Annotated in this window: 19 protein-coding genes; 2 read left to right on the top strand and 17 right to left on the bottom strand. The window is 46.8% G+C overall.

What is annotated here, in order from left to right; all coding sequences use genetic code 11:
* Nucleotides 1–461 precede the first annotated feature (461 nt).
* The 15 genes from prfB to lon all read right to left on the bottom strand — a co-directional run bounded on the left by prfB (nucleotide 462) and on the right by lon (nucleotide 19174).
* A protein-coding gene (prfB, locus tag KYK27_RS02195) for a peptide chain release factor 2 (RefSeq protein WP_199108424.1) occupies nucleotides 462–1539 on the bottom strand; the annotation gives its coding sequence in 2 pieces (ribosomal slippage) (nucleotides 462–1487 and nucleotides 1489–1539; 1077 coding nt in all).
* 103 nt (nucleotides 1540–1642) lie between these two features.
* The gene (locus tag KYK27_RS02200; protein WP_199108425.1) at nucleotides 1643–2716 is read right to left on the bottom strand and encodes a branched-chain amino acid aminotransferase; all 1074 of its coding nucleotides are present in this window, start codon (nucleotides 2714–2716) and stop codon (nucleotides 1643–1645) included.
* 16 nt (nucleotides 2717–2732) lie between these two features.
* The gene (locus KYK27_RS02205) at nucleotides 2733–3284 is read right to left on the bottom strand and encodes a cob(I)yrinic acid a,c-diamide adenosyltransferase (RefSeq protein WP_199108426.1); all 552 of its coding nucleotides are present in this window, start codon (nucleotides 3282–3284) and stop codon (nucleotides 2733–2735) included.
* Nucleotides 3268–4011 carry an ABC transporter ATP-binding protein gene (locus KYK27_RS02210; protein WP_199108427.1) on the bottom strand — a complete coding sequence of 248 codons (744 nt, stop codon included), beginning with the start codon at nucleotides 4009–4011 and terminating at the stop codon, nucleotides 3268–3270. The genes KYK27_RS02205 and KYK27_RS02210 overlap by 17 nt, the downstream gene beginning before the upstream one ends.
* Before the next feature lie 9 nt (nucleotides 4012–4020).
* Entirely contained in the window at nucleotides 4021–6999 is a 2979-nt protein-coding gene (locus KYK27_RS02215; RefSeq protein WP_233150212.1) for a tetratricopeptide repeat protein, read from the bottom strand.
* A gap of 78 nt (nucleotides 7000–7077) precedes the next feature.
* Nucleotides 7078–7365, bottom strand: coding sequence for an Asp-tRNA(Asn)/Glu-tRNA(Gln) amidotransferase subunit GatC (gatC, locus tag KYK27_RS02220; RefSeq protein WP_162428626.1), 288 nt, complete (start codon nucleotides 7363–7365; stop codon nucleotides 7078–7080).
* Complete coding sequence (locus tag KYK27_RS02225; RefSeq protein ID WP_199108429.1) at nucleotides 7307–8119, bottom strand: lysophospholipid acyltransferase family protein; 813 nt, start codon at nucleotides 8117–8119, stop codon at nucleotides 7307–7309. Before KYK27_RS02225 ends, gatC begins: the two co-directional genes overlap by 59 nt.
* A gap of 1030 nt (nucleotides 8120–9149) precedes the next feature.
* Entirely contained in the window at nucleotides 9150–9704 is a 555-nt protein-coding gene (locus KYK27_RS02230) for an NUDIX domain-containing protein (protein ID WP_199108430.1), read from the bottom strand.
* Nucleotides 9705–9762: 58 nt separating this feature from the next.
* A complete protein-coding gene (locus KYK27_RS02235) occupies nucleotides 9763–10143 on the bottom strand; it encodes a RidA family protein (protein WP_199108431.1) in 381 nt (126 codons plus the stop codon).
* A 26-nt stretch (nucleotides 10144–10169) separates the two neighbouring features.
* On the bottom strand, nucleotides 10170–10757 hold the full coding sequence (locus KYK27_RS02240) for a hypothetical protein (RefSeq protein WP_199108432.1): 588 nt from the start codon (nucleotides 10755–10757) through the stop codon (nucleotides 10170–10172).
* A 126-nt stretch (nucleotides 10758–10883) separates the two neighbouring features.
* Complete coding sequence (gene acs / locus KYK27_RS02245; protein ID WP_199108433.1) at nucleotides 10884–12782, bottom strand: acetate--CoA ligase; 1899 nt, start codon at nucleotides 12780–12782, stop codon at nucleotides 10884–10886.
* A 285-nt stretch (nucleotides 12783–13067) separates the two neighbouring features.
* A complete protein-coding gene (locus tag KYK27_RS02250) occupies nucleotides 13068–13796 on the bottom strand; it encodes an SDR family NAD(P)-dependent oxidoreductase (protein ID WP_199108434.1) in 729 nt (242 codons plus the stop codon).
* Between the two features lie 329 nt (nucleotides 13797–14125).
* Nucleotides 14126–15517 (bottom strand): ATP-dependent protease ATPase subunit HslU, encoded by a 1392-nt coding sequence (hslU, locus tag KYK27_RS02255; protein ID WP_199108435.1) that lies wholly within the window; start codon nucleotides 15515–15517, stop codon nucleotides 14126–14128.
* A gap of 50 nt (nucleotides 15518–15567) precedes the next feature.
* Nucleotides 15568–16611, bottom strand: a complete 1044-nt coding sequence (porQ, locus tag KYK27_RS02260) for a type IX secretion system protein PorQ (RefSeq protein ID WP_199108436.1) — start codon at nucleotides 16609–16611, stop codon at nucleotides 15568–15570.
* 73 nt (nucleotides 16612–16684) lie between these two features.
* The gene (gene lon / locus KYK27_RS02265) at nucleotides 16685–19174 is read right to left on the bottom strand and encodes an endopeptidase La (protein ID WP_199108437.1); all 2490 of its coding nucleotides are present in this window, start codon (nucleotides 19172–19174) and stop codon (nucleotides 16685–16687) included.
* A gap of 225 nt (nucleotides 19175–19399) precedes the next feature.
* Between lon and KYK27_RS02270 the strand changes: the two genes are divergently transcribed.
* Both KYK27_RS02270 and KYK27_RS02275 read left to right on the top strand, forming a co-directional pair.
* Nucleotides 19400–21379 carry an OmpA family protein gene (locus KYK27_RS02270; protein WP_199108438.1) on the top strand — a complete coding sequence of 660 codons (1980 nt, stop codon included), beginning with the start codon at nucleotides 19400–19402 and terminating at the stop codon, nucleotides 21377–21379.
* A 14-nt stretch (nucleotides 21380–21393) separates the two neighbouring features.
* Nucleotides 21394–22146 (top strand): DUF4184 family protein, encoded by a 753-nt coding sequence (locus KYK27_RS02275; RefSeq protein ID WP_199108439.1) that lies wholly within the window; start codon nucleotides 21394–21396, stop codon nucleotides 22144–22146.
* On the opposite strand, the gene KYK27_RS02280 is transcribed toward KYK27_RS02275, so the two are convergent.
* Together KYK27_RS02280 and KYK27_RS02285 are read right to left on the bottom strand one after the other, a co-directional pair.
* Nucleotides 22143–22643 carry a DUF6702 family protein gene (locus KYK27_RS02280; RefSeq protein ID WP_233150213.1) on the bottom strand — a complete coding sequence of 167 codons (501 nt, stop codon included), beginning with the start codon at nucleotides 22641–22643 and terminating at the stop codon, nucleotides 22143–22145. The genes KYK27_RS02275 and KYK27_RS02280 overlap by 4 nt on opposite strands.
* Before the next feature lie 8 nt (nucleotides 22644–22651).
* Entirely contained in the window at nucleotides 22652–23764 is a 1113-nt protein-coding gene (locus tag KYK27_RS02285) for a LysM peptidoglycan-binding domain-containing protein (RefSeq protein WP_199108440.1), read from the bottom strand.
* Nucleotides 23765–23766 lie beyond the last annotated feature (2 nt).

A 23766-nucleotide genomic window follows, 5' to 3' on the forward strand; every position in this document is an offset into this window, starting at 1 on the left:
GCTAACAGGCGCAGAAATGAAGACAACAGCCAGCTACAGTTATACTGTAGCGCTATAGGTTCGGCACCGAAAGTAGAGGGAGGGCACTATGTTTATTAAAATATTATACGAGCATAATCTAATTTTATCTTGATTATGATGCATATTTTAGATTAAAACATAAAATCTTCCAATTTGGAAGGGTTTAGGCTATCGTTTTATAGTATAAAAAGTCAATTTCATTAACAGTTTATCCCTAAACTGGCAGTTCTACTGGGCTTTTTGGTTAGGTATACTTCCTGCAAACTATAGTGAACTACATCTTTATTTATGCTGTAATTCACCTATTGTTATATCCGAATATAAACAGGAGATATTATAGTGTTTTGTGCTATAGTTGCGAACTGCGTAAAATCAAAAATAAAAGCCGGCACACTTACCTGGGTAAGTATGCCGGCTTTTAAACTATAGTTTGAGATGCTTTAGTGCTGCATCAGGTAGGCTTTAATGTATTCGTCGAGGTCGCCATCCAGCACGTTCTGCACATCAGTGCGCTCAACGCCTGTTCGTACATCTTTTACCAGTTTGTATGGGTGCAACACATAGTTCCGGATCTGCGACCCAAAGTCGATCTTCTTTTTCGTGCTCTCGATGCGGTCGCGCTCTTCGTTACGCTTCTCCACTTCGATCTGGTATAACCTGGAGCGAAGCATACGCAGGGCATGTTCTTTGTTCATGAGCTGCGAACGCTCTATCTGGCACTCGATCACAATACCGGTCGGCTTGTGCTTTAAGCGCACAGCGGTCTCTACTTTGTTTACGTTCTGGCCACCAGCCCCACCTGAGCGGAACGTGTCCCACTCTATGTCACCCATGTTCACTTCAATGTTTATCGTATCGTCTACTACCGGGTAAGCATATACCGACGCAAACGAGGTATGGCGCCGCCCACCCGAATCAAAAGGCGAGATACGCACCAACCGGTGCACGCCTATTTCAGATTTCAGGTAACCATAGGTAAAGTCGCCGGTAATTTCCAGGGTTGCGGATTTTATGCCTGCGCCGTCGCCGGCCTGGTAGTTAAGCTGTTTTACGCTGAAGTTGTGCGACTCTGCCCACATAATGTACATGCGCATCAGCATCTCGGCCCAATCCTGGCTTTCGGTGCCGCCTGCGCCGGGGTTGATCTCAACTATAGCACTTAGCTGGTCTTCTTCGGAGCTAAGCATGCGCTTAAATTCCAGACCTTCTATCGCTTCGGTGGTGGCTTTAGCTTCCTGGTTTATCTCTTCTTCGGTAACGTCGCCTTCCTTGTAAAAATCAAATAGCGTTTCGAAGTCGTTGTATTTCTTTTCTACTTCTTCGTAATGCACCGTCCAGACCTTTATGGCTTTCACTTCTTTCAGCACCTTTTCTGCTTCTTTCGGGTTATCCCAAAAGTTGGGTGCAGTAGTTTGCGCCTCTATAGTTGCTACTTCTTCTTTCTTGCTATCGTAGTCAAAGGTACCTCCTCAAGGCTTCTACGCGCGCCTTTAAATCTTTTACCTGCTCTGCGGTCATCGTTTTATAGTTTATGCTTTTATTTTACTGTAGTTAAAACAAGAAGATGCTGAAGCATAAACCTCCGCGGCTATACTCCAGCATCTATCGTTGGTTCAAGCTTTTATAGGCTTATCTTTTGTACCCAGTTGTAAGGGTCCGGTGCCTGCCCGGTTTTTATCTTATCCAGTTCTGCGGCTACTCTGTTCGAAACCTCACGACTTTCTATGGCTGGCAGATCAAGGTCTTCGCCGTTATAGTTTATAGTTGCGATCTGGGCTATAGTTGCGGCTGTGCCTGTTCCAAAAGCTTCCTGCAATTTACCGGCTTTATGCGCTGCTACCACCTCATCTACAGAAACACGACGCTCTTCAACCTTATACCCCATATCTCTCGCCAATGTCAGCACGCTGTCGCGGGTAATACCGGCAAGTATAGTTGAGCTAACTGCCGGCGTTACCAGCACGCCATCTATCACAAACATGACGTTCATGGTGCCGGATTCTTCAATATACTTATGCTCTTTGTGGTCGGTCCAGATAAGCTGGTGATACCCTTTTTCCTGCATTTGGCGGGCCGGGTACATGGCTGCACCATAGTTGCCGGCTGCTTTTGCAAAACCTGCGCCACCCTCAGCAGAGCGTACGTAATTTGTTTCGATGGCCACACGCAGCGGAGCACTGTAGTAAGCGGCAACCGGGCATGAGAAAATGGCAAATCTATAGTTGGATGATGGTCTTACCCCAATAAAATCGTCGGTAGCGAACATGAACGGACGGATATACAAGGCACTTCCAGCTGTTGGTGGTACCCAGGCCGCATCTATACGCAGCAATTGTTCCAGGCCCTGCATAAATATCTCTTCCGAAATTGGAGGAATACACATGCGTTCAGCTGAAATATTGAGGCGGTGGAAGTTGTCGTACGGTCTGAAAAGCAGGATATCGCCATTTATACCGCGGTATGCCTTCATACCTTCGAAAATGGCCTGTCCGTAATGTATGGCTGATGTTGCAGGGCTAAGCGACATGTTACCGTAAGGCACGATCTCCGGATTTTGCCAGGCGCCATTTTTAAAGTCGGCAACCAGCATGTGATCCGAAAATATCTTACCGAACTCAATGTTATTGAAATCCAGTTCCGAAATACGGGACGTTGCTACAGGTTGTGTAGCTATAGTTAAGGTATCAGTAGACATAGTGTACTTAATAAATTTAGACTCTAGGTTTCCAGGTTATTTCTTCGGCCTGCAGTTCATGGGTCATACGGCGGCAAAGAGCAAACAGATAATCCGAAAGTCTGTTTAAATAAATAACAACTAATTCATCAACTGGAGATTCTTCCTGCAATCTGATAGCCAGGCGCTCTGCACGGCGGCATACGCAACGCGCTACGTGGCAAAACGAAACAGACTGATGACCACCCGGCAGCACAAAGGCACGCAAAGGCGGTACGTCTTCGCTCATGGCATCAATTTCGCTTTCAAGTAAGGTGACGTCTTCGGGGTGCAGGTCCGGAGTTACCATTTTCACGTTTTTATCCGGATCGGTCGCTAACATAGAGCCAATGGTAAACAGCCTGTCCTGTATCTCTTTCAGAATAGCAGCTCTTGATCTGTTTATTTCCTGATCGCGAACAAGCCCGATATAGGAGTTTAGTTCGTCAACGGTACCGTAAGCTTCGATACGCAGATGTGATTTTGCTACACGGGTGCCCCCGATAAGCGCTGTGGTACCTTTATCGCCTGTTTTAGTGTATATCTTCATTCACGTTGTGCGCTTCGCGCAGTTTTGCGGCAACAGCAATATCTTCGTTTATAGTATCCGACTCTATCAAACCATCACGCAAACGCACAATGCGGTGCGCATACCGGGCAATGTCTTCTTCGTGGGTTACCATAATAATAGTGTTGCCTTTGCTGTGCAGGTTCTCGAACAATTCCATGATCTCGTAAGATGTTTTGGTATCGAGGTTACCGGTCGGCTCATCGGCCAGGATGATACTTGGATCATTGATAAGAGCACGGGCAATGGCTACACGCTGGCGCTGTCCACCCGACAATTCGTTTGGTTTATGCTTGCCACGGTTGCCAAGTCCTACGCTTTCCAGAGCCTGCTGGGCCCGCTCTTCGCGTTGCGATTTGTTGTAACCGGCATAGATCAATGGCAAGGCAACATTTTCGAGAGAGCTTTGGCGCGGCAACAGGTTAAAGGTCTGGAACACGAAACCGATCTCTTTATTGCGCACTTCGGCCAGCTCGTTATCGGTCATGTTGCTCACATCGTTCCCGTTCAGGATGTAGGTTCCACCTGTCGGAGTGTCAAGGCAGCCAATGATGTTCATGAGCGTAGATTTACCAGAACCAGATGGCCCCATAAAAGCTACATATTCTCCTCTTTCTATAGTTATGGATACATCCTGAAGGGCATTGATTACTTCGCTGCCCATGCGGTATATTTTAGAAATATGATGTGTCTCAATGATGGTGCTCATACAGGTTTTTTATAGTTGCCAGTTGTCAGCTTTTTTAGCTGCGGCCTGGCGGTGGCTCTCGAACTGCTTTATAAATGTAGTATATTCTGATGCAGTAAGCAAACTCTGTAACGTGGTAAGAGCCCCTGCTGCATAGCTGATTAATCCCCTGTCCAGGCTCTCCAGCGCATAAGCTTTGTGCAACTCTGCCGAAAAAGTATTATAAGTTATACCATCCAGCAGTATGTCGTACGCTGTCATCTCATCAGGGGCATACTGTTTGTAAAAAGCCGAAGCAGCCTTCACCACTTCCTCATCAAATAACAGAATTTTTACAGCCTGGCTATATTTTTCAGCAGCTTCGCGGTCGCGGCCTTTGGCGGCGGCTATACTGGCTTTAAAATATAGTTTGTAGCGTTTATCCAGTCTTGTAAGGAAAACATTATCCATGCGATCGAGCAGGGCATCGTAGTTTTTAGTATAGTGCCAGAGCTTTAATTGCTGCAGGTTAAGCTTGCTCCGCAGTTCGCCTTCCGGCTGCAGTTGCGGCGATGCCATTTTAATGGCTTTGTTGGCCAGTCGCCATTTGTGCTGGTGCATCAGGTAATCTATCTGGCTTAGCAACGCTACTCTGTGCAGTTCCTTTTCTTTTACACTTTTTACAAGCGCATCAACCTGTTCTATAGTTAGCTGAGGCAGGTACGTTTGCAGGTATTTCACTTTATCGTCATCAGAACCCGACGCTATAGTTTGCCGCACATTTTGCTGCAACACCTGCTCCAGTTCCCCGGCCACTTCCGTAGCCGACTCCAGCCCGGTATAACCTACTTCCTGCAGGGCATTAACAGCTGCTTCCGGTTTATGCGCCATAGCCAGCGCATACCCATGCGACAGAAACGCCTGGGTATAGCCCAAGTCTTTAGCCTGCTTAAAGTAGTGTGCTCCTGCAAGGTAATTTTCTTCTTCCAGCATCCAGATACCCAGCGCATTATAGTAGTAGCCACTTCGTCCGGAAGCTGTAAGGGCAAGGTTCTCCACTATACTGCGCGCTTCTTTTGGACGGCCGTTATAATGATGCACCAGGGCCTTGCTGTAAAGCAGATCTTCCTGGAACAACTGGTTGCCTGGCATTTTAAGGTAACGGTCTATGGCTTTTAACTGGCTGGTATCGCCGTTATTCAGCCTGCTGATCGTTTGGTTATAGAACAGTGTAAAGTCTTCTACCTGCTCCAGCGAGTCTGGGGCAAATGCTTCGTCCGGTCTGTCGCTCACGCCAAGTAACTGGCGCAGGGCAGCCATGTTGCTGCGCAGCGATTTATAGTTGGCACCCTTTGCTTCGTTCAGTAAAGCGCGTGCCGGCTCCAGCATAGCCTGCCGGGTGTAAAACGCCAGCTTATTGCTTTGTATAACTTCTTTATCCGAACTATACTTTTCGGCCAGGTTAAAATAATACTCTACAGAGTCGGTTACGCTGGTTTGCATGTAAAGCAGCGCCATGTTGTTGTAGATCTCGCTACTCTCCGGAAACCTGTTGATACCCTCGTGCAGCACATACAGCTTTTCAAAAAAGTATTCCTTCTCGTCGTAGAGGTTAGCCATGCGCACATACAGCTTCGGGTTCGGGCGTTTGCCCAGGGCTCCCTTTAAGTGCACTATTTCGTTATTCCGCTGCGATTCTGCGCGGTACATAGAGGCTAAACTATAGTTGGCTTTCACATTGTTGATGTCGTATACATCACTCTCTTCGTAAAAGCGCTTTGCCAGTGCCGGATTTTCGGAGGCGGTATATAAGTCTCCGAGATAGTTATAATAACCTGCCTTTGCCTGGAAATACGTGCTATACTGGGTACGGATCACTAAGATGGCCAGTATGACGGTGCTCATTAAAAAGAACGAGAACAACGTAAACATGCGAGGCTCATATACCACTTTGTAAACAGGTTTACGTTCCTTTATCAGCTTCCCGAAATTCATCATCAGGTACAGGAAAAAAACCGAACCGTATACTAGATGCGTGTAAATGATGAACGTGTGAAACAAGGTGGTAAGCGAGTCGTTGGCAGTAGCGTAAGCGTACCCAATGCTTAAAAAAGCTATCGTTGCGAATACAAGGTAAAGGATCGCACCTGTAGGTCTGAAGGGAAAATACCTGCCATAAAAAGCTTCGCGCTGCTGCATTCCCCAGAAACCAGCCACTACCGAAAGCAGCAGTATCAGGTAACCGTTAACATAAATCAGGTCAGTTTGCAGATACCCCATGTGCCGTAGGTATAACAGCAGCAGGTTGGCTAAGTATAAGCCGGCAATTAACACAAACTGCCACAAACTATAGCGGCGTTCGGGGGTTTTGCCTTGCGTATTTATCCAGAGCAGCGCATTTACGTTTTCATACGATATCCAGATTATGAAAAGCAAGGTGGCAATAAGTGTCGCCAGCGAACTATAGTTTACCAGATGCAGAGCTGTCAGATCGGGGGCAAATTCGGCTTCGGTAAAGATGGCTACACCCAACACAATTATAGTTGCCAGCATAGCCAGCACGCGCCAGCCAAAAGCTATATGCTTCCAGAATGCCTGAAACCCGTAACTCAATCCAGCCAGCAACACAATGGCTACCAGCAACATGGCCTGGCTTTGCTCCGCGCCAAACACCTGTAACAAATCAATATTAAACGATGCCAGGAACAGCATCAGGAGTGAAATACCTACAAAGTAGGGTATCTGCCGCATCGTACTAATGGCAGCAGTATAAAAAACTAGGCAGAGGCTGAGAATACCGAGGAAAACGGCGGCAGGCCATGTATGAACTATAGCCGGGGCAGTGTCATACTGCTCCAGCAGCAGGTAACCATCGGCGTACAGGGTAAAGGGCTCGAGTAGCCGGGTAACTTCGTGCACCGGCACCGGCACTACCTGCAGATCCGATATTTTGTCCCAGGCGTAGGCGGCTGTGTTGCCTGCCAGGTAATAGTAAGCGCCCAGCAGCAAAGCCACTGCAGCAAGTACCATTAAAAAAAGATAGGGATACTTCAGATCAGTATCCCAGTTTTTCCAAAAGTTGGTTTTACTCATAAGCAGCCTTGCCTGTTACTCCAGTACCTTTGGCACTCTGAAGTAATCGGAGTCTTTTTTAGGAGCGTTCAACAATGCTTCTTCGTGTGTAATGGTATTTTGGGCCACATCTTCGCGCATCACATTCATTTCGGCGGTCATGTGCGTCAGGGGCTCTATGTTTTCGGTATCCAGCTCGCGCAGTTTATCTACCCAGTTCAGGATCTTGTTCAGATCGCCCAGTACTTCCTGCTCTTTCTCTTCGTTAAACTCCAGCCTGGCCAGGTGCGCTAACTTTCTGATAGTTTGAATATCTGTTGACATCCTTGTTATAGTTGTGTTTGGTTAACTCTTGTTGTATTATGTGGAATACCCGCTCTTTTAATGCCGGCAGATCTTCCAGGGTCATCCCTTCGGTTGCAATTGGTTCGTGCACGATCATTTTAAGCGGATGGCGTCGTATTTTCAGCCCTACTTCTTCCACATCGGGCATAAAGTGCTGGTTATACGGCATGGTAACCGGTACTACCGGCACTTGCTTTTCAATCGCTATTTTAAACGGTCCGTCTTTAAACTCCAGTAGCTGCTCCCCTGCCGTCGGTGGTATCGTTCCTTCCGGGAAAATTACCAGGCTACGGCCTTCATCCAACGTCTTTTTAGATTGGATGTAACTTTTGGCACTGCTCATGGCACTTTTGCGATCTACACAAATATACAATGTTCCGTATACTTTTCCCCACAACGGTACTTTAGCAAGCGAGCTTTTACCTACAAAGTTAAGAAAACCCGGAATAGAGCGCAGTATCATCGGTATATCGAGGTACGAACTATGGTTAGGCGTTAGTACATAGCGCTGCTTCGGGTCAAATTTAAAGCGCCATTCTACCTGGAGCGGGGTCAGAAACATGCGCAGAAAAATCACGGACCACAGCCTGTTGAGGTTATGTGCGTGCCTGTGCCACTGCGGCTTCCTGATAAATATCGCCTGAAATGGATATGCTACCACAAACGGGGCTATAAACCAGGTACAGCACCAGGTTGTATAAATGCGTTGCGACAGGTATTTAAGCACTTTCATGAGGTCAAATGTAAGAATATTCCGGCATTGTTCAACTCACCGAAAACCAACCTGGCGACAGAATGATTCAATAACGGGTATAGGTTGTGTATGGTATGGTTAAAGTAAAGGTTGTTGTTTTATAGTTAACCATTATAGCCTTATATTATATGTTATTCTGAACGATAGCCGAGGGTCTTAATCGTTTTATAGCTTCTCTTTACTTTATTGTCATTTCGAACAAAGTGAAAAATCTATCTCGGCTTTTAGATAACTATAGTTGCAGCTGGAACCAAGCCTTCTCTTTCATAGCTGCTTCTACTTCTGGGAGCTTTACTTGCCTATCATTCTATAGTTAGCTTTGGTGCCCTCACGGCCGGGAGGCCCCGTCTTCGGGCATCGCGCGGTGTACATTTCTTTTGCTCGTGCCTCGCAATGCCCTACAGGCACCAGATATTCACAAGGCGCTCAACCCAAAGACTGCGATCAGTTCGATCGTTAAACTATAGTTTAAGAAGCTGCTATAGTTACATCGCTTTATCGTGGCTGTAGTTCCAAGGGACAGGTAAACCTGTCCATATCGTGAGTTGTAACTAATGTAGACCCAGATTTCTCTCTTCGTTCGAAATGACAGTTGAGAGGTAGTAGCCAGAAAAGTCCCCCTTCGAAGGGGGGAGGGGGATGACAAACTCTAACTATAGAACTATAGCACCAACTATAATTATAGCTAAAATTCCCCTCTTGGGAGGGGCGGGGGTGGGTTAAAACGCTAACTATAGAACTATAACCTTTACTATTGCAGTAACCGAAAAGCTCCCCGCCTTAGACAAGGAGGGGATAAAGGGGTGGTTGGATCACGGTAACTATAAAATGATAGCCGGCGCTACTACTAGGCCTGTCCCTACCAGGCCAGTTGAGTTGAAAACTCAACACCATCGTAAGACACGGGTTGCAAACCCGCGCCAGTAGAAACCTATAGCCAGAGTGATACCAACAGCCCAATCCTGCAAATCTATTAACCCTGCGAATCCTTATTCAGACAACTATAAAACTACCTTACTCCAAGTATAAAAGCAGCTTTCAGGATTCCGGCTACGCTGATGGCGTCTGTTATTTCATTATTAAGGGCCATGCGAACGGCTTCTGTAAAAGGGACTCTTTTAATCTGGAGGTCTTCGGTTTCTTCGAAAGCGGTTTCGCCCGGAGTGAGTTCCTGGGCCAGGAAAACGAAACCCTCCTCGTCGGTTACGGAGTTAGATGTGTGCAGGCGGCAGATGTTGGTCCAGCGCGCAGCGGTAAAACCGGTCTCTTCCTGGAGCTCACGCTTGGCGGATTCAAGCAGGTCGTTTTCTACCAAACCACCGCCCATCGGTATTTCCCAGCTGTACTCGTTCAAAGCGTAGCGGTATTGCCCGATCAGGTAAGTATAGCCTTCATCATCAACCGGGATAATGCCAATGGCCTTGTTTTTAAAGCTCACTACACCGTAAATGCCTTCGCCACCTTTCGGATTCAGCACCTGGTCTTCACGCAATTTTATCCAGGGGTTCTGGTAAATATCTCTCGTTGAAAGTGTAGTCCAGGGGTTATGCTGCTCGTCGATCATAGCTATAGTTTATTCCTGTGCAAAGGTAAGTAGTTTGAAGTGTTAGCACCTAAGCGTACTACTTTATAGCTGCAATCATCTCAATCTCTACCTGTGCACCCAAAGGTAACGAAGCCACACCTATAGTTGTGCGGGCCGGGTAGGGCTGTGTAAATTGGGTTTTATACACATCGTTCATTGCCCCGAAATCTGCCATATCGGTTAAGAACACATTTACTTTTACCACAGCATCCGGGGTAAGACCAGCTGCTTCCAGAACAGCAAACAGGTTTATAAAACACTGCTTTGTCTGCGCAGCAATATCTCCTTCTACCAGTTTGCCGGTAGTTGCCTCTATGGGTGTCTGGCCGGATAAATACAACAGATCACCAGTTTGCACGGCATGTGAATACGGGCCTACGGAAACAGCACCTTCGGCAGTAAAAGCTTTTCTTGACATGATATTATAGTTTACAATGTGCCCCTCTATTGCTGGGGCTTGTGTTTAGTTATAGGTAAAAGGAGCGCAACTTTTGATGAAGCATATAGTACTCCCGGCCGGATAAACAGGTACAGTACGGCTCCCACCAGGCTTACCAAAATACCAAATCCGGTTGGAAGCACAGCGCCAAACGTAAAGGTCATCCCGAGTACAAAACCAAGCAGGCACTCAGCTCTGTATATTGGTAAAAAAATTGCGAAGGCGAGAAGCGCTAAAACCAGGTTTCCTGTTAAATCATTATATCCGAATGTAAAGCAAGTAGCTATAAGGGTTCCAAAAAGTATAGCACCTGCAAATCTGTAAAGTACGTCCATCAGAATCCTCCGATCTCCAGCATCTTCCCTTTTGATACTGAAAACTCTTTTATGAATGCGGTATAGCAGAAACCAGGTCAGCAATGGAAGTAACAGCGCTCCCCACCAATTGGAAATAGCAGGCATATCGTTATCTGCTGCGATGTGATGAATTGGCACACCTCCGTTATAGTGCCCCCAAACTAAAAGCGACCATATAGCGATAGTTATTACGCCTGTAACATAAAGGCGTAGCTTATAGAATTTCTGTTCCTGCATAACCAGTAGATTGGATTGGTTTTATAGTTTAGAGACGCTTTGATTTAGCTTTTTGGTATATAATAAAACTATAGGATTACCTGTCAGAAATAACAGGTAATCCTATTTATGAAATCTACTATAATCCTATAATGCTCCGTCCTTTATCTCATCCACCACATCCGGGTCGAGCAGTGTGGAAGTATCACCCAGGTTAGACGTATCGCCCTCGGCAACTTTGCGAAGAATGCGGCGCATGATTTTGCCGGAACGTGTTTTTGGCAGGCCGCTCACGATCTGTATCTTATCTGGCTTGGCTATTTTACCAATTTTTTCAACCACAGTCTCGATGATCTCAGCACGCAGGTAATCTTCGCGATCCGGTTTTTCTTTGCAGATAACGAAAGCATAAATTCCCTGCCCTTTGACATCGTGCGGGTACCCAACTACAGCAGATTCTACCACGTGTTCGTTATGGTTGATAGCTTCTTCTATTTCAGCCGTTCCGAAACGGTGACCCGATACGTTGATCACGTCATCTACCCGACCAATAATGCGGTAAAGACCGTCTTTGTCGCGCTTGGCACCATCTCCGGTAAAGTATAATCCTTTGTAAGTAGAGAAGTAGCTTAGGCGGCAGCGCTCATGGTCGCCGTAAGTGGTGCGTATCATTCCCGGCCACGGAAACTTCATGCACAGGTGCCCTTCCACTTCGTTCTCCGTAATTTCAGTACCATCCGAGTTAACCAGCAAAGGCTGTATGCCCGGCAAAGGATACGCTGCATGGGCTGGTTTTATAGGCGTAACGTTAGCCAGCGAGGAGATCATGATGCCGCCTGTTTCGGTTTGCCACCAGGTATCTACTACCGGGCAGTCTTCTTTACCAACGTGGGTATAGTACCAGTGCCAGGCTTCTTCGTTGATCGGTTCTCCTACTGACCCGAGTACTTTCAGCGAGTCTAAACTATAGGATAGCACGTCGTCAATATCGCCGGCCATAAGCGCACGAATGGCAGTTGGCGCTGTATAAAAAATGCTGACACCAAACTTATCACACACCTGCCAGAAACGACCGTTGTCCGGGTAAGTTGGCACGCCTTCAAACATCAGGGTTGTGGCTCCTGAAAGCAGCGGGCCATAAAGCAGATATGTGTGGCCGGTAACCCAGCCAATGTCGGCGGTACACCAGTATACATCACTTTCCTCGTACTGAAACACGTTCATGAAGGAATACTGGGCATAGACCATGTAGCCTCCGCAGGTATGCACCACGCCTTTCGGTTTGCCCGTTGAGCCCGAAGTATAAAGAATGAACAGCATATCTTCGGCGTCCATTTCCTCGGCAGGGCAATCTTTGCTTACATCTTTCACCTCATCATGATACCATACATCGCGGCCTTCCACCATGTTTACGGCCCATCCCAAACGCTCTACAACTATAACCTTTTCTACAGAAGGGCAATCTTCAAGGGCTTCATCCACCACACGTTTTACAGGTATCTGCTTGGAGCCACGGTTCAGGCCATCTGACGTGAGCACCATCTTGGCACCGGCATCGTTAATTCTGTCGGCCATGGCCACTGCCGAAAAACCGGCAAAAATAACCGAATGTACAGCACCGATACGGGCACAGGCAAGCACTGCAAAAGCCAGTTCCGGAATCATGGGCATGTAAATACACACACGGTCACCTTTTTTAACACCGTTCTTTTTCAGCACATTGGCAAACAGGCACACGCGCTCGTATAGTTCGCGGTAGGTAAAGCGAATAAATCTCTCTTTGGGGTCGTTGGGCTCCCAGATAAGGGCCAGTTTGTTGCCGCGGGTTTTGAGATGCCGGTCGAGGCAGTTTTCAGTAATGTTGAGCTTACCTCCCTTAAACCACTTCACGTCCGGCTCATCAAAATTCCATTCCAGCGTTTTGTCCCATTTTTTACGCCAGTTAAAAGACTCAGCAATGTCGGACCAGAAACCTTCCGGGTCTTCCACGCTGCGTTTATAAACCTGCTGGTACTCTTCAAAGGATTTTATTTGCTGATTGTGCATGGCTCTGATAAGTTTAAGGAGGGATGAGGTAATTTACATGTTAATTTAATCTAATAAACGCTCTCTACAGAAAGCGGTTTTGTTAAGATAGAGTTTCTGCTATAAATAAACAAGCATACAAAAGCGTCAGGAACTATAGTTACCAAGAGAATAGAACTATAGTTGGCACCGTCCGACACAGCAAAGCCCGGCTCTGTTGGCCGGGCTTTGCTGTTATCCGCTTATAGTTTGAGTTGCTGATTTATCCCAAAAACACAGAAACTATAGTTGTTCCGGAAAGCTGAACTACATATTCCGGACATCTACAACTACATCGCTGTAGTTGTCTGTGTTATGCATAAAGTGCACTATCTTTTGTCCGACTTCTTCAGGTGAGGCCAGTTCGTTGTTGGCTTTATAATCTCTGAACTTCTCTACTGTGCTGAAGCGGTCAGCGTCTGCTTCTCTTATATTTTCCTGCATGGCAGTATCAACCACTCCCGGCGACAAAGCATACACTTTTACACCGCTGCCGCGCATGTCCTGTTCCTTTTGTATGGTCAGGGACAGCATATCCAGGGCTGCCTTGGAGGCGCAGTAACTTGCCCAGCCATCGATCGGGTATTTGCCTGCCCCAGAGCTTATGTTAACTATAAGTTTCTGAGCCGGATGCTGCTGGTAAACCTTCAGGAAGCTATTCATCAGCATGGCCGGCACAATCACGTTCACATCAAAAACAAACTCGAAACGCTCGTTTGGCATGCCTTCTCCCACATATCCGATGTCGCCTAAAACGCCAGCATTGTTTACCAGTACCAGCTTCTGAGCGTCTTTATAAGGCAGAAAAACTTTCTGAAGATTGTGCTCCACAGCTGGTATATCTGAAAAATCGAGGGGCTGATGGCGGTAGTTTGGGTGGTTTATAGTACTGTTGCGGCAAACGCCAATCACGAAATTGCTTTCGTCTTGCAGAAGTTCCTCTGCTATAGCTTTGCCTATACCTTTGCTGGTTCCGGTTATAATGTAGTAGTTCACGGGTCGATGAGTTAGAAAATTTTAGAAGTTAGAAAGTTAAAAAGTTAATCGCTATGAATTACGACTTCCGAGTTGTTAAAGGTTATTTATGCATGTATAGTCAAAGTATGAAAATCGAACTATAAAACAAAAAGCCGGCAGCTCTGCATATGCAAAACTGCCGGCCCGTAAACTATAGTTATAACCTCAGCGAGTCTGGAAACTCGCTCCTAGCCTTCGTTACCGGTTGGATGCCTGCGCCAGAAACTTTTTTCGCGAATCTGAGATTTGCTTTTATAGTTGGCCCCGGAAGAGACTTCCGCGCCAGTTATAACTTTCTAACTTCCTAACTATAGAATAAACTCGCTCAGGTCGCGGTTCTTCACCATGCCTGCCAGTTTTTCGCGCACCATTTCGCGGTTTACCAGTATCTGGGCGTTGGCACCTATTTTGTCCGGAACATCAAATAGAATGTCGTTCAATAAGCGGCTCATAATAGTTTGCAAACGACGTGCACCAATGTTCTCAACTTCGGCATTTACTTCATACGCCATAGATGCTATCTCGTCCAGGGCTTCGTCGTTAAAGCTAAGCGATACATTTTCGGAAGCCAGCAACGCTTCGTACTGTTTGGTAAGCGCATTTTTTGGGAACTTCAGAATCTGGTAGAAGTCATCTTTTGTCAGGCTTTGCAGCTCTACACGAATCGGGAAACGGCCCTGCAACTCCGGGATAAGATCAGATGGCTTAGCCACGTGGAACGCACCAGCTGCAATGAACAGGATATGATCCGTGTTAATAACGCCATACTTTGTGTTAACCGTTGAGCCTTCAACTATAGGTAACAAGTCGCGCTGCACACCTTCGCGACTCACATCCGGTCCGCTGCCTTTTTTGCTTGAGCTGGCAACTTTGTCTATCTCATCAATAAAGATCACACCAGAGTTTTCCGCTTTAAAGATCGCTTCTTCCTTCACTTCATCCATATCGATGAGTTTCGATGCTTCTTCTTCCAGTAAGATCTTGCGGGCTTCAGCTATAGTTACTTTTCGCTTTTTGGTCTTTTTCGGCATCATCCCACTGATCATCTCCTGGATGTTCATCATCGAGGCTTCGTCCATTCCCGGGCCCATTACGCCCATGCCCGGCATCGCGCTCTGCTGAATCCGGATCTCGATCTTGCGGTCTTCCAGTTCGCCGTTTCGAATCTTTTCTCTGAATTTCTCGCGGGTACGCTCGTTCAGTTCATAGTCGCTATCCGGAATGGCATCCGGGTGCGCGGCCATGCTTACCGGCGTTGTAGAGCGGCCCTGAATCGGTGGAATAAGCGCATCCAGGATAATGTCTTCTACAATTTCGGCAGCGCGTTGCTTTACTTCTTCTTTCTTTTTGGTCTTCACCATGTTTACCGATTGCTCCACCAGGTCGCGCACCATGCTTTCCACGTCGCGGCCCACGTAGCCTACTTCGGTAAACTTAGACGCTTCCACTTTGGTGAAAGGCGCATCTGCAATTTTGGCAAGGCGGCGGGCAATTTCGGTTTTACCCACACCGGTTGCGCCTATCATCAGTATGTTATTCGGTACAATTTCTTTCTGGATGCTTGCATCGGCATTCATACGGCGCCAGCGGTTACGAAGCGCAATGGCTACGTTACGCTTGGCATCCTGCTGCCCGATAATATATTTATCCAGCTCCGCTACGATCTGGGCTGGCGTTAAATGTTCTAAGGAATCTAACATCTTTAAATTTTTAAGTATAATAAAGTGGCTGCAAACGATAGCAGCCGCTGCTATTCTGTGTTTTTACGTTTTAGTAAGGTGCCGGTATCGGTACTTATAGTTACATAATGGCCTGCGCCCGACGGATGATAAAACGCACTGCTATAGTTCAGCTCAAAAGCCCGGACGCGCAGCATAGCTCCCAAAGAAAACCCTGCGCCACCTGCTTTGTTTTGCAACCTGAGTTCTTTACGACGCAAATGGTTGTAACCGGCACGTAACTGAAAGTTTTTGCTGAATATAAACTCGGTGCCAACTACAAAATGGCGCGCGATCTTATCTCCAGTTGTTTTCTCCTCTTTTATCTCATTCCCGTTCGCATCTAACCGGCCTTTGGTATTCGGGTCCAGATATACAACGTCGAACTGGTAAAGATGGTGTGCTGTAACAGATAGCCGCACCGGCATGTGTTCCGGTTTGTAGCTGGCTCCCAGTTGCGCATCAAAAGGCATTGCCTGTCGTTCGCCGTCTTCAAAACGCTTTACCTGGTAACCGATGTTTTTAAAAGCCAGGCCAATTGTAAGATCGCGTTCCGGATGCTTAAATAAGCCACCTACATCAGCCAACAAGCCAACTGCTTTATTACCAGCTATACTTGATACCGCAAACTTGGCGGTGGCACCTATAGTAAAAGCTTCGGCCTGACTTGCATGGGTTAAACTAAGCGTATAATCGTTCACGGTAAAGCTGCCCTCTTCCATGCCGGTTGCGTCGCGCTGCACAAAATCGCCATAGTTCAGGTAGTTTATAGTTGCTGCCCAGCGCCCCAGTTTTTCGTGGTTAAAGGCATAAGCTATGTTGCTTTGCTTGATATCTGCCAGGAAACCGACATAACTCAAACTCAATTGCCGGTCCATTTCTGCGTTCAGCAAGGCCGGGTTGGCGTTTACCATATTCACATCATGCCCAAAAGAACTGACATTTATAGTTCCAAGCGCAGCCTGTTTGCCACTGGTTGGCAACTCCAGGTGCGTAAAACCACGCTGCCCTCCTACCTGCGCCGCGAGCGGAAAGCTCAACAGCAAACAAAGTAAAAGGGCAGCCTGTGACTTCATATTTATTTAATTGTTGATTGTTAATAGCTGATTGTTGTTTCCAATTTAACAATTAACAACCAGCAATCAGCAATTATTCAACCTCCACTTTTCTATCTTCGGTTACGGTCAGGTCCAGTGGGTGCTTCACCTTTTCTTTCAGCAAAGCGATCTTCACTACTTCTTCCACGCGGTCCACATAGTGTATGGTCAGGCCTTTAATGTATTGCTCCGGTATCTCGTTTATGTCCTTGCGGTTTTTCTGGCAAAGAATAACATCCGTAATACCTGCGCGCTTGGCCGCCAGTATCTTCTCTTTGATACCACCCACCGGCAATACCTTACCGCGAAGCGTGATCTCACCGGTCATGGCCAGTTTAGGGCGTACTTTGCGCTGTGTGTAAACCGAGGCAATCGATGTAAAAATAGCGATACCTGCCGACGGACCGTCTTTTGGAACAGCGCCTTCGGGGAAGTGGATATGCAGGTCGTACTGATCAAAAACGCGGTAATCGATATCTAATAACTGGTAGTGTGCCTTTAAATGTGACAGCGCCGTAACAGCTGACTCCTTCATCACATCACCCAACTGTCCAGATAAAGTCAACTTCCCTTTTCCTTTGCTGAGGATGGACTCTACAAACAGAATATCGCCACCAACCGAGGTCCAGGCCAGGCCTGTAACTACACCAGCAGTACTGAAATCCTGGTAGATCTCTTTATCGAAGATCTCGGAACCCATGATCTTTACAACATCTTCCGGCTTAATGGTGGTGTTATACTCTTCTTCCATCGCCTTCAGTTTAGCTGTATTTCGTACCAGCTGGCCTATTTTACGCTCTAAACTTCTCACCCCGGATTCGCGAGTATAATCTTCTATCACCTTCTGTAGCGTAGCTTTCGGCAGCTTCACATCTTCTTCTGCCAGACCATGATCTTTTACCTGCTTTGGTACCAGGTGGCGCTTAGCTATTTCCAGCTTCTCTTCCATGGTATAACCGGTCAGCTCGATGATCTCCATACGGTCGCGCAGGGCAGGCTGTATCGTATCCAGGGAGTTGGCAGTAGCTATGAAAAGAACCTTAGACAGGTCATACTCCACATCCAGGTAGTTATCCATAAACGTATGGTTCTGCTCCGGATCCAGCACTTCCAGCAACGCAGACGACGGATCGCCACGGAAATCTGAAGCCAGTTTATCGATCTCATCCAGGATGATAACCGGATTACCGGAACCTACTTTTTTGATCTGGCTGATGATCTTGCCCGGCATAGCGCCCACATAGGTTCTGCGGTGACCACGAATTTCTGCTTCGTCTCTAACACCACCCAGTGACATTCTGACATATTTACGACCTAAAGCAGTAGCTATGGAACGACCCAGCGATGTTTTACCAACACCCGGAGGTCCGTAAAGGCAAAGGATCGGTGCCTTCATGTCATTTTTCAGTTTCAGAACAGCCAGATATTCCAGGATGCGTTCCTTTACTTTCTCCAGGCCATAGTGGTCTGTGTCGAGTATCTTTTTGGTACGCTTCAGATTAAAATTGTCCTTGGTATAGTCTTCCCACGGAAGGTCCAGCAGAAACTCGATATAGTTTACGGCCACCGGGTACTCAGCCGACTGCGGGTTAAGGCGGGCCAGCTTATCTATTTCTTTCTTAAAGTGTTTGGCAACAGCTTCGGGCCACTTCTTTTTGGCAGAACGATCCCTGAAACGTTCGATCTCCTGGTCCGGACTCTCCTGACCCAGCTCATCCTGCAATACTTTTATCTGCTGGCGCAGGAAATAATCGCGCTGCTGCTGGTCAATATCAGTATGCACCTTGGTGTGGATCTCCTGCTTTAGCTCAAGCAACTGTACTTCGCGCAACATAAGTTGCAGAAGCTGTGTGCCGCGCTCGGTTCCGTCGTTCACCTCCAGAAGCTGCTGCTTCTGAGCCACTTCCACGTTCAGATTACTCGACAGGAAATGTGTCAGGAAACTTGGGCTGTCGATATTATCTAAAGCAACCTGTGCTTCTTGTGGTATTTCAGGGTTCAGTTTCAGTATTTTGGCAGCCGCATCTTTCAGCGACTGTACCAGCGCCTTTACCTCCTTATTTTTCTTGTTAAGGTTGGTTTCTTTGCAGTAGCTAACACGGGCCGTCAGGTAAGGATCTTCCTGAATTATCTCGTCTATCTGGAAACGGCTATGCCCCTGTATAATGATGGTTGTATTGCCATCCGGCAGCACAAGCACCTTTAATATGCGGGCAACCGTACCTACATTAAACAGGTCTTCCGGAGACGGATCGTCAGCATTGGTATTTTTCTGGGCTACTACCCCAATTGTTTTATCGCCTTTATAAGCTTTGCGCACCAAACGCACCGATTTTTTTCGGCTAACAGTAATTGGCAGCACCACACCAGGGAAAAGCACGGTATTACGAACGGCAAGTATGGGCAGTTCAGATGGCAGCTCCTCTGCAGGTATTTCTTCTTCAGGGTCTGTAGTTATGATTGGAATCAGCTCTTCGTTTTCGTTTTCTGAAGCTGAGCTAAGTAAGAGGTTATGCAGAAAGTTATTCAAGGTATACTTCATAGTAAGTGTCAATGCCAGAATGACATAAAAAGGCCACACATATGGCGTTTTTTGAATTGCAGTACTATAGTCAAGACTTGTGCCAACTATAGTTAGCTGCAGCAATAGCAAGCGTTAAAGTTATCAGGTATTTTGCCCAAAATAAAATGACATCACAGCTATTTCATTACAAAAATATAGTTTAAAAGTAATATCTTTGAGCGTCAGGTAAAAACAAGATGGATAATGAATAGATTATACCTGCTGGTGTTATTTTTTATACTTGTACCGGCGCTTTGCCAGGCCCAGGAGTATAAACACATTCCCCTTGACACGGAGCCAGGAATAAAGGTGCATAAAAAAGCACCGAAACAAGAAGTTCAGATCACTTTCCCGAACCTGAACAAATTACCCTATTACCACGACGAAAAAAAGCTGGCTGCGATCCAAAAGCTTGAAAAGAAACGCCGCTACAACGAAGTGCTTCCCCTGCTCGAAGCGTACGTAAACAACTTCGGCATCGAGAACTTTTACAAAGACACCCCCCTGATCTGGCGTCTTGGCCAGTTACTCGAAAAACAGGACCAGCCTGAAAAAGCCAAAGCACTTTACCGCATGGTGCTAAAGCATCATCGCTCCGATGTGCGGCGCGTGTATTCTTACTACGACTCGCTGGAGCAGAACACAAAAGACTACTACGTTCCGCTAAAACATTATTATGAGCTCGTAGAATACCGTAAATCTGTCGCTTCGTTTCAGCCACCTAAAGGCGTGTATCTTAACATGGGCAACGCGATAAACTCTCCTTTTGAAGATTACGGCCCAACTATAAATTCTGAAGACGAAGTACTGATCTTTACCTCGCAGCGCAACACACAAGGCATTAACGGGCGCGCCAACGAAGACCTGTTCTACTCCCGCCAGGAAAACGGTTACTGGGAAGCTGCCCAATCTTTCGGGAAACCAATCAACAGCATTTACAACGAAGGATCGGCCTGCCTGAGCCGCGATGGAAACACGCTTTACTTTGCCCGTTGTGAATCACCGGATGGTTTTGGTAACTGCGATATTTATGTAGCTACCAAACAGGCAGACGGCACCTGGGGTAATATTAAGAACCTGGGCGCTGGTGTAAATTCATCGTCCTGGGACTCACAGCCAACGTTAACAGCCGGTGAGGACACTATCTACTTTGCATCTGACAGGTTAGGTGGCTTTGGTTTATCTGACATTTACTACACGCATAAAAACAAGAAAGGCGAGTGGCAGAAAGCTGAGAATGCGGGCCCGATCATAAATACCCGTGAAAGCGAAGTAAGCCCGTTTTTCCATCCGCTTTACCAGGTTTTGTATTTTAGCTCGCGCGGGCAACTATACAACTTCGGCGATTTCGATATTTATAAAACCTACCGTGTTGGTGGCCAATGGCAGGAACCCCGAAACATTGGCCCTTTGGTAAATGGCCGTGGCAGCGAATACTATTTTGCCATCGATTCTAAATCGAAGAACCTGTATTATGCCCGCTCCGAAGCCAGCGACCTGCATAACCTCGATCTTTTCTCGTTTCCGTTACCCATGGAGGCACACCCGCTGGCTGTAACTAAAATTGAGGGCACACTTGTCGATTCTGTTACACAAAAACCCCTTTCGGGCATTATCTCCGTTATCGACCTGGAAAATGGCATTGAAATATCGTCCAAATACATTCGCCCGGATGGTACATTTGAGTTTGACCTGATCGACAATACCAAGTACATGATGCTGATCCAGAGCCCGGACTTCTTTACGATAGAACGTGAGCTCTCGCTACAGCAGGATACGGCATTTCAGATCATGACCACGCTGATAGACTATAGTGTACCAATGGTTTTCAGGAACATTGAATTTGACCAGGCCCAGTCAGATATAAAAGAGGAAATGAAACCGATCCTGGATGAAGTGGCGCTCTTCCTGGTAGATCATCCAACCTTTAAACTGGAAATTTCAGGCCACACCGATGCTGCCGGCAACCCAGAGTTTAACCTTGCCCTATCACAGGACCGTGCAGATGCCATCCGGAAATACATTGAAGAAAAGGGAAACATTGCACGGGGCCGCATAGAATCGTTCGGGTTTGGTAGTACCAAGCCGCTACGCGAAGAAAAGACTGAAGATGACCGACGCATAAACCGCCGCGTAGAATTTAAGGTAATTAAACCTGAAAAGTTAGACAGAAACGGCCGATAAAGCGTTACAACGGTATGCCTTTTACAGCCGCTCACCCTGCTCTTATTTTACCCCTGTTACGTCTTAAAAGCCGTTGGCTCTCAACCACCGGGCTTATTGTGGGCAGTATTGCCCCGGACTTTGCCTACTTTTTACCGTATCGTAGCTACGGAAGCCTCAGCCATTCATTCAAAGGCCTTTTAGTGTTCGATCTGCCGATGGCCATAGTTCTGGCCATCGTTTTTCATGTGTTTGTAAGGGAGCAGGCAGTTAATAATTTACCGGAATATTTTAGGGAGCGGGCATTGGCTGTAAAGCCTGTAAAAATCGGTAGGTATCTGCTAAAGAACTGGCTGATTTTTGCCGTTTCAGCACTCATCGGCTCTTTCACACATTTGTTCTGGGACAGCTTTACCCATGCCAACGAATATTTTGTCCGGAACTATAGTTTCCTTTTAACGCCTGTTTCGCTGGGCTTTATTGAGTTGCCGCTTTCACGGGTTATTCAGCACACGAGTACGTTTGTGGGGCTGGCGGCTATTGGCTGGTACCTCACCACCCTGCCAACTATAGAAATAAAGAATAGTAACTGGTTTTCCTGGATGCCTTACTGGATATTTATCGGCTTTATGGGGGCTGTATTTATGCTACTCAACCTACCACGGAGTTTAGGAATCAGCGACCTCGAAAAGTTGGTTATCCCATTTTTAACGGGTAACCTGTTCGCTGGTATTCTACTGGGGGTACTTTACAAACTGAACGCTCTTTTCAGGACCACCCGAAACTAGAAGGAAAGCTTTTTACTGGTGTCGCTTTTCTGTAGCAGCATGCTGTGCATTTCGCCTTTATAGTCCAGGTTTACAATGTTCATCTGGTCATCAAAAAGCTCTGTAAGCACGGTGTTCTGTATGTATAGTTGCGAAAGGGAAGCTTGCTGCACCGGTACTTCAAAATACATCCATACTACATCTGCATCTTCTTCGGAGCCAACAAAACGCTGCTTCAGTGGCTTGCCTTTTGCCAGCTCAAACTTCATGGTTGCCGCCAGGTAGCTGGCCAGCTGTTGTTTTATAGTTTCTGAAGCCGGGTCGTAACTGACTTTGGTCTTGTTCCTTTTTGAAAGCGCACTTTCCAGATCATCAGTAAACACTTTAATGGCAACCTGCAGGCTTTGCGTACGCGGGTTAAACTTGATATCGGCGATGCTGGCGTGATAGTCGTGGGCCATAGTTACCGTACTTGCCAAAAGGCAAACGATAGCTGTCAGTAGAAATTTATAGTTCATGGTGGTAATTACCTGTGAGAAGGCGGCAGGTCAGCCAGTACGCGCTGTGCCATGTTCGGCATGTTATCGCTAACTATACGTTGCACATCGTTCATGCTGGAGTGGTAAGGCACTTTTACCTTATTACCCGACACCAACTCGCCTTTGTTGTTATAGATCGAATAATGAACCAGGAAATCGCGCTCATAGTTCAGCGCCGCACGGTCCAGGCAATGCTCATAGTTGGTCTTTACTTCAAACTGGTTGATGAACACATAATAATCGATGCCATACTGGTTGTTGAAGTAACTATAGAACTGCGGGTCCTTTACCTTCACGCCAAAATGCTTGTTCGGGTCTTTTGAAGCAGGTACTGGTCCGGTCTCTTTTTCCGCGCCAAGCTTACCTTTCTGGTTATTTACCCAGTTCAGCACCCCGCCTTTTTGCTCTTCCACTTCCGGCTGCGTGTTGTATCTCGATTTCTTGTTATCCTGGTAACTATAGCTCAACGATTTATAAAGTCTGCTCAAATCGCTCACGCTATCGCGGTAAACTCCTCCCAGCAAATGGATTGTTTCGTAGCCATCCGGGGCCAGCATAGCATTCAGGCGGTTCCGGAAAGCATAACGCACATCCTGGCGCGGAATCTTAGACTGGCGCGCAATCTCTTCGTCAGCATCTGAGAAGTAAAGGTGCGGGTCGAATGGCACGACCAATACGCGTTGTTTTGTTTTACTGGCTGCAGTAGTTGGCTTTGGCGAGGCAGAGGCTGACGTGCTGACTGGTGATGTTGCTGGCGTAGCTATAGTTTGCTTAGGTGCCGTTTTAGCTGCTGGTTTTGGAGTAGCAGCAGGTTTGGCTGCAACTATAGTTTTATCTTTTGCAGGATTTTTAAGGTAGAGCGTCTGCCCTATTTGCAATGTGTTGTTATTCCATTTCTGGAGAGAATCGAGCGGAACCTGGAAGCGACGCGAAAGGCTGTAGTAGGTATTGCCTTGCTGTACCCTGTAAACGCTGTCGCTTTGGAGAGCGACAGCGTTCTGGGTTATAGTTTGTAGCCGGGCAGCCGGGCTGGCTGTGGCTAAGGTAAAGGCAAAAAGAAAAAAGGCACTGGTAATAATAACTGTAACGAAGGCTTTCATTT

Source organism: Pontibacter populi (assembly GCF_019336435.1).
Classification (GTDB): Bacteria; Bacteroidota; Bacteroidia; order Cytophagales; family Hymenobacteraceae; genus Pontibacter; species Pontibacter humidus.

Excerpts from the sequence above, each read along its gene's own strand:
- KYK27_RS02285 (WP_199108440.1), bottom strand. The coding sequence starts at position 23,764 with ATGAAAGCCTTCGTTACAGTTATTATTACCAGTGCCTTTTTTCTTTTT.
- KYK27_RS02270 (WP_199108438.1), top strand. The coding sequence starts at position 19,400 with ATGAATAGATTATACCTGCTGGTGTTATTTTTTATACTTGTACCGGCG.
- KYK27_RS02235 (WP_199108431.1), bottom strand. The coding sequence starts at position 10,143 with ATGTCAAGAAAAGCTTTTACTGCCGAAGGTGCTGTTTCCGTAGGCCCG.
- KYK27_RS02280 (WP_233150213.1), bottom strand. The coding sequence starts at position 22,643 with ATGAACTATAAATTTCTACTGACAGCTATCGTTTGCCTTTTGGCAAGT.
- KYK27_RS02230 (WP_199108430.1), bottom strand. The coding sequence starts at position 9,704 with ATGATCGACGAGCAGCATAACCCCTGGACTACACTTTCAACGAGAGAT.
- hslU (WP_199108435.1), bottom strand. The coding sequence starts at position 15,517 with ATGTTAGATTCCTTAGAACATTTAACGCCAGCCCAGATCGTAGCGGAG.
- KYK27_RS02240 (WP_199108432.1), bottom strand. The coding sequence starts at position 10,757 with ATGCAGGAACAGAAATTCTATAAGCTACGCCTTTATGTTACAGGCGTA.
- KYK27_RS02200 (WP_199108425.1), bottom strand. The coding sequence starts at position 2,716 with ATGTCTACTGATACCTTAACTATAGCTACACAACCTGTAGCAACGTCC.
- lon (WP_199108437.1), bottom strand. The coding sequence starts at position 19,174 with ATGAAGTATACCTTGAATAACTTTCTGCATAACCTCTTACTTAGCTCA.
- KYK27_RS02210 (WP_199108427.1), bottom strand. The coding sequence starts at position 4,011 with ATGAGCACCATCATTGAGACACATCATATTTCTAAAATATACCGCATG.
- KYK27_RS02215 (WP_233150212.1), bottom strand. The coding sequence starts at position 6,999 with ATGGTACTTGCTGCAGTGGCTTTGCTGCTGGGCGCTTACTATTACCTG.
- KYK27_RS02225 (WP_199108429.1), bottom strand. The coding sequence starts at position 8,119 with ATGAAAGTGCTTAAATACCTGTCGCAACGCATTTATACAACCTGGTGC.
- gatC (WP_162428626.1), bottom strand. The coding sequence starts at position 7,365 with ATGTCAACAGATATTCAAACTATCAGAAAGTTAGCGCACCTGGCCAGG.
- KYK27_RS02275 (WP_199108439.1), top strand. The coding sequence starts at position 21,394 with ATGCCTTTTACAGCCGCTCACCCTGCTCTTATTTTACCCCTGTTACGT.
- porQ (WP_199108436.1), bottom strand. The coding sequence starts at position 16,611 with ATGAAGTCACAGGCTGCCCTTTTACTTTGTTTGCTGTTGAGCTTTCCG.
- KYK27_RS02205 (WP_199108426.1), bottom strand. The coding sequence starts at position 3,284 with ATGAAGATATACACTAAAACAGGCGATAAAGGTACCACAGCGCTTATC.
- acs (WP_199108433.1), bottom strand. The coding sequence starts at position 12,782 with ATGCACAATCAGCAAATAAAATCCTTTGAAGAGTACCAGCAGGTTTAT.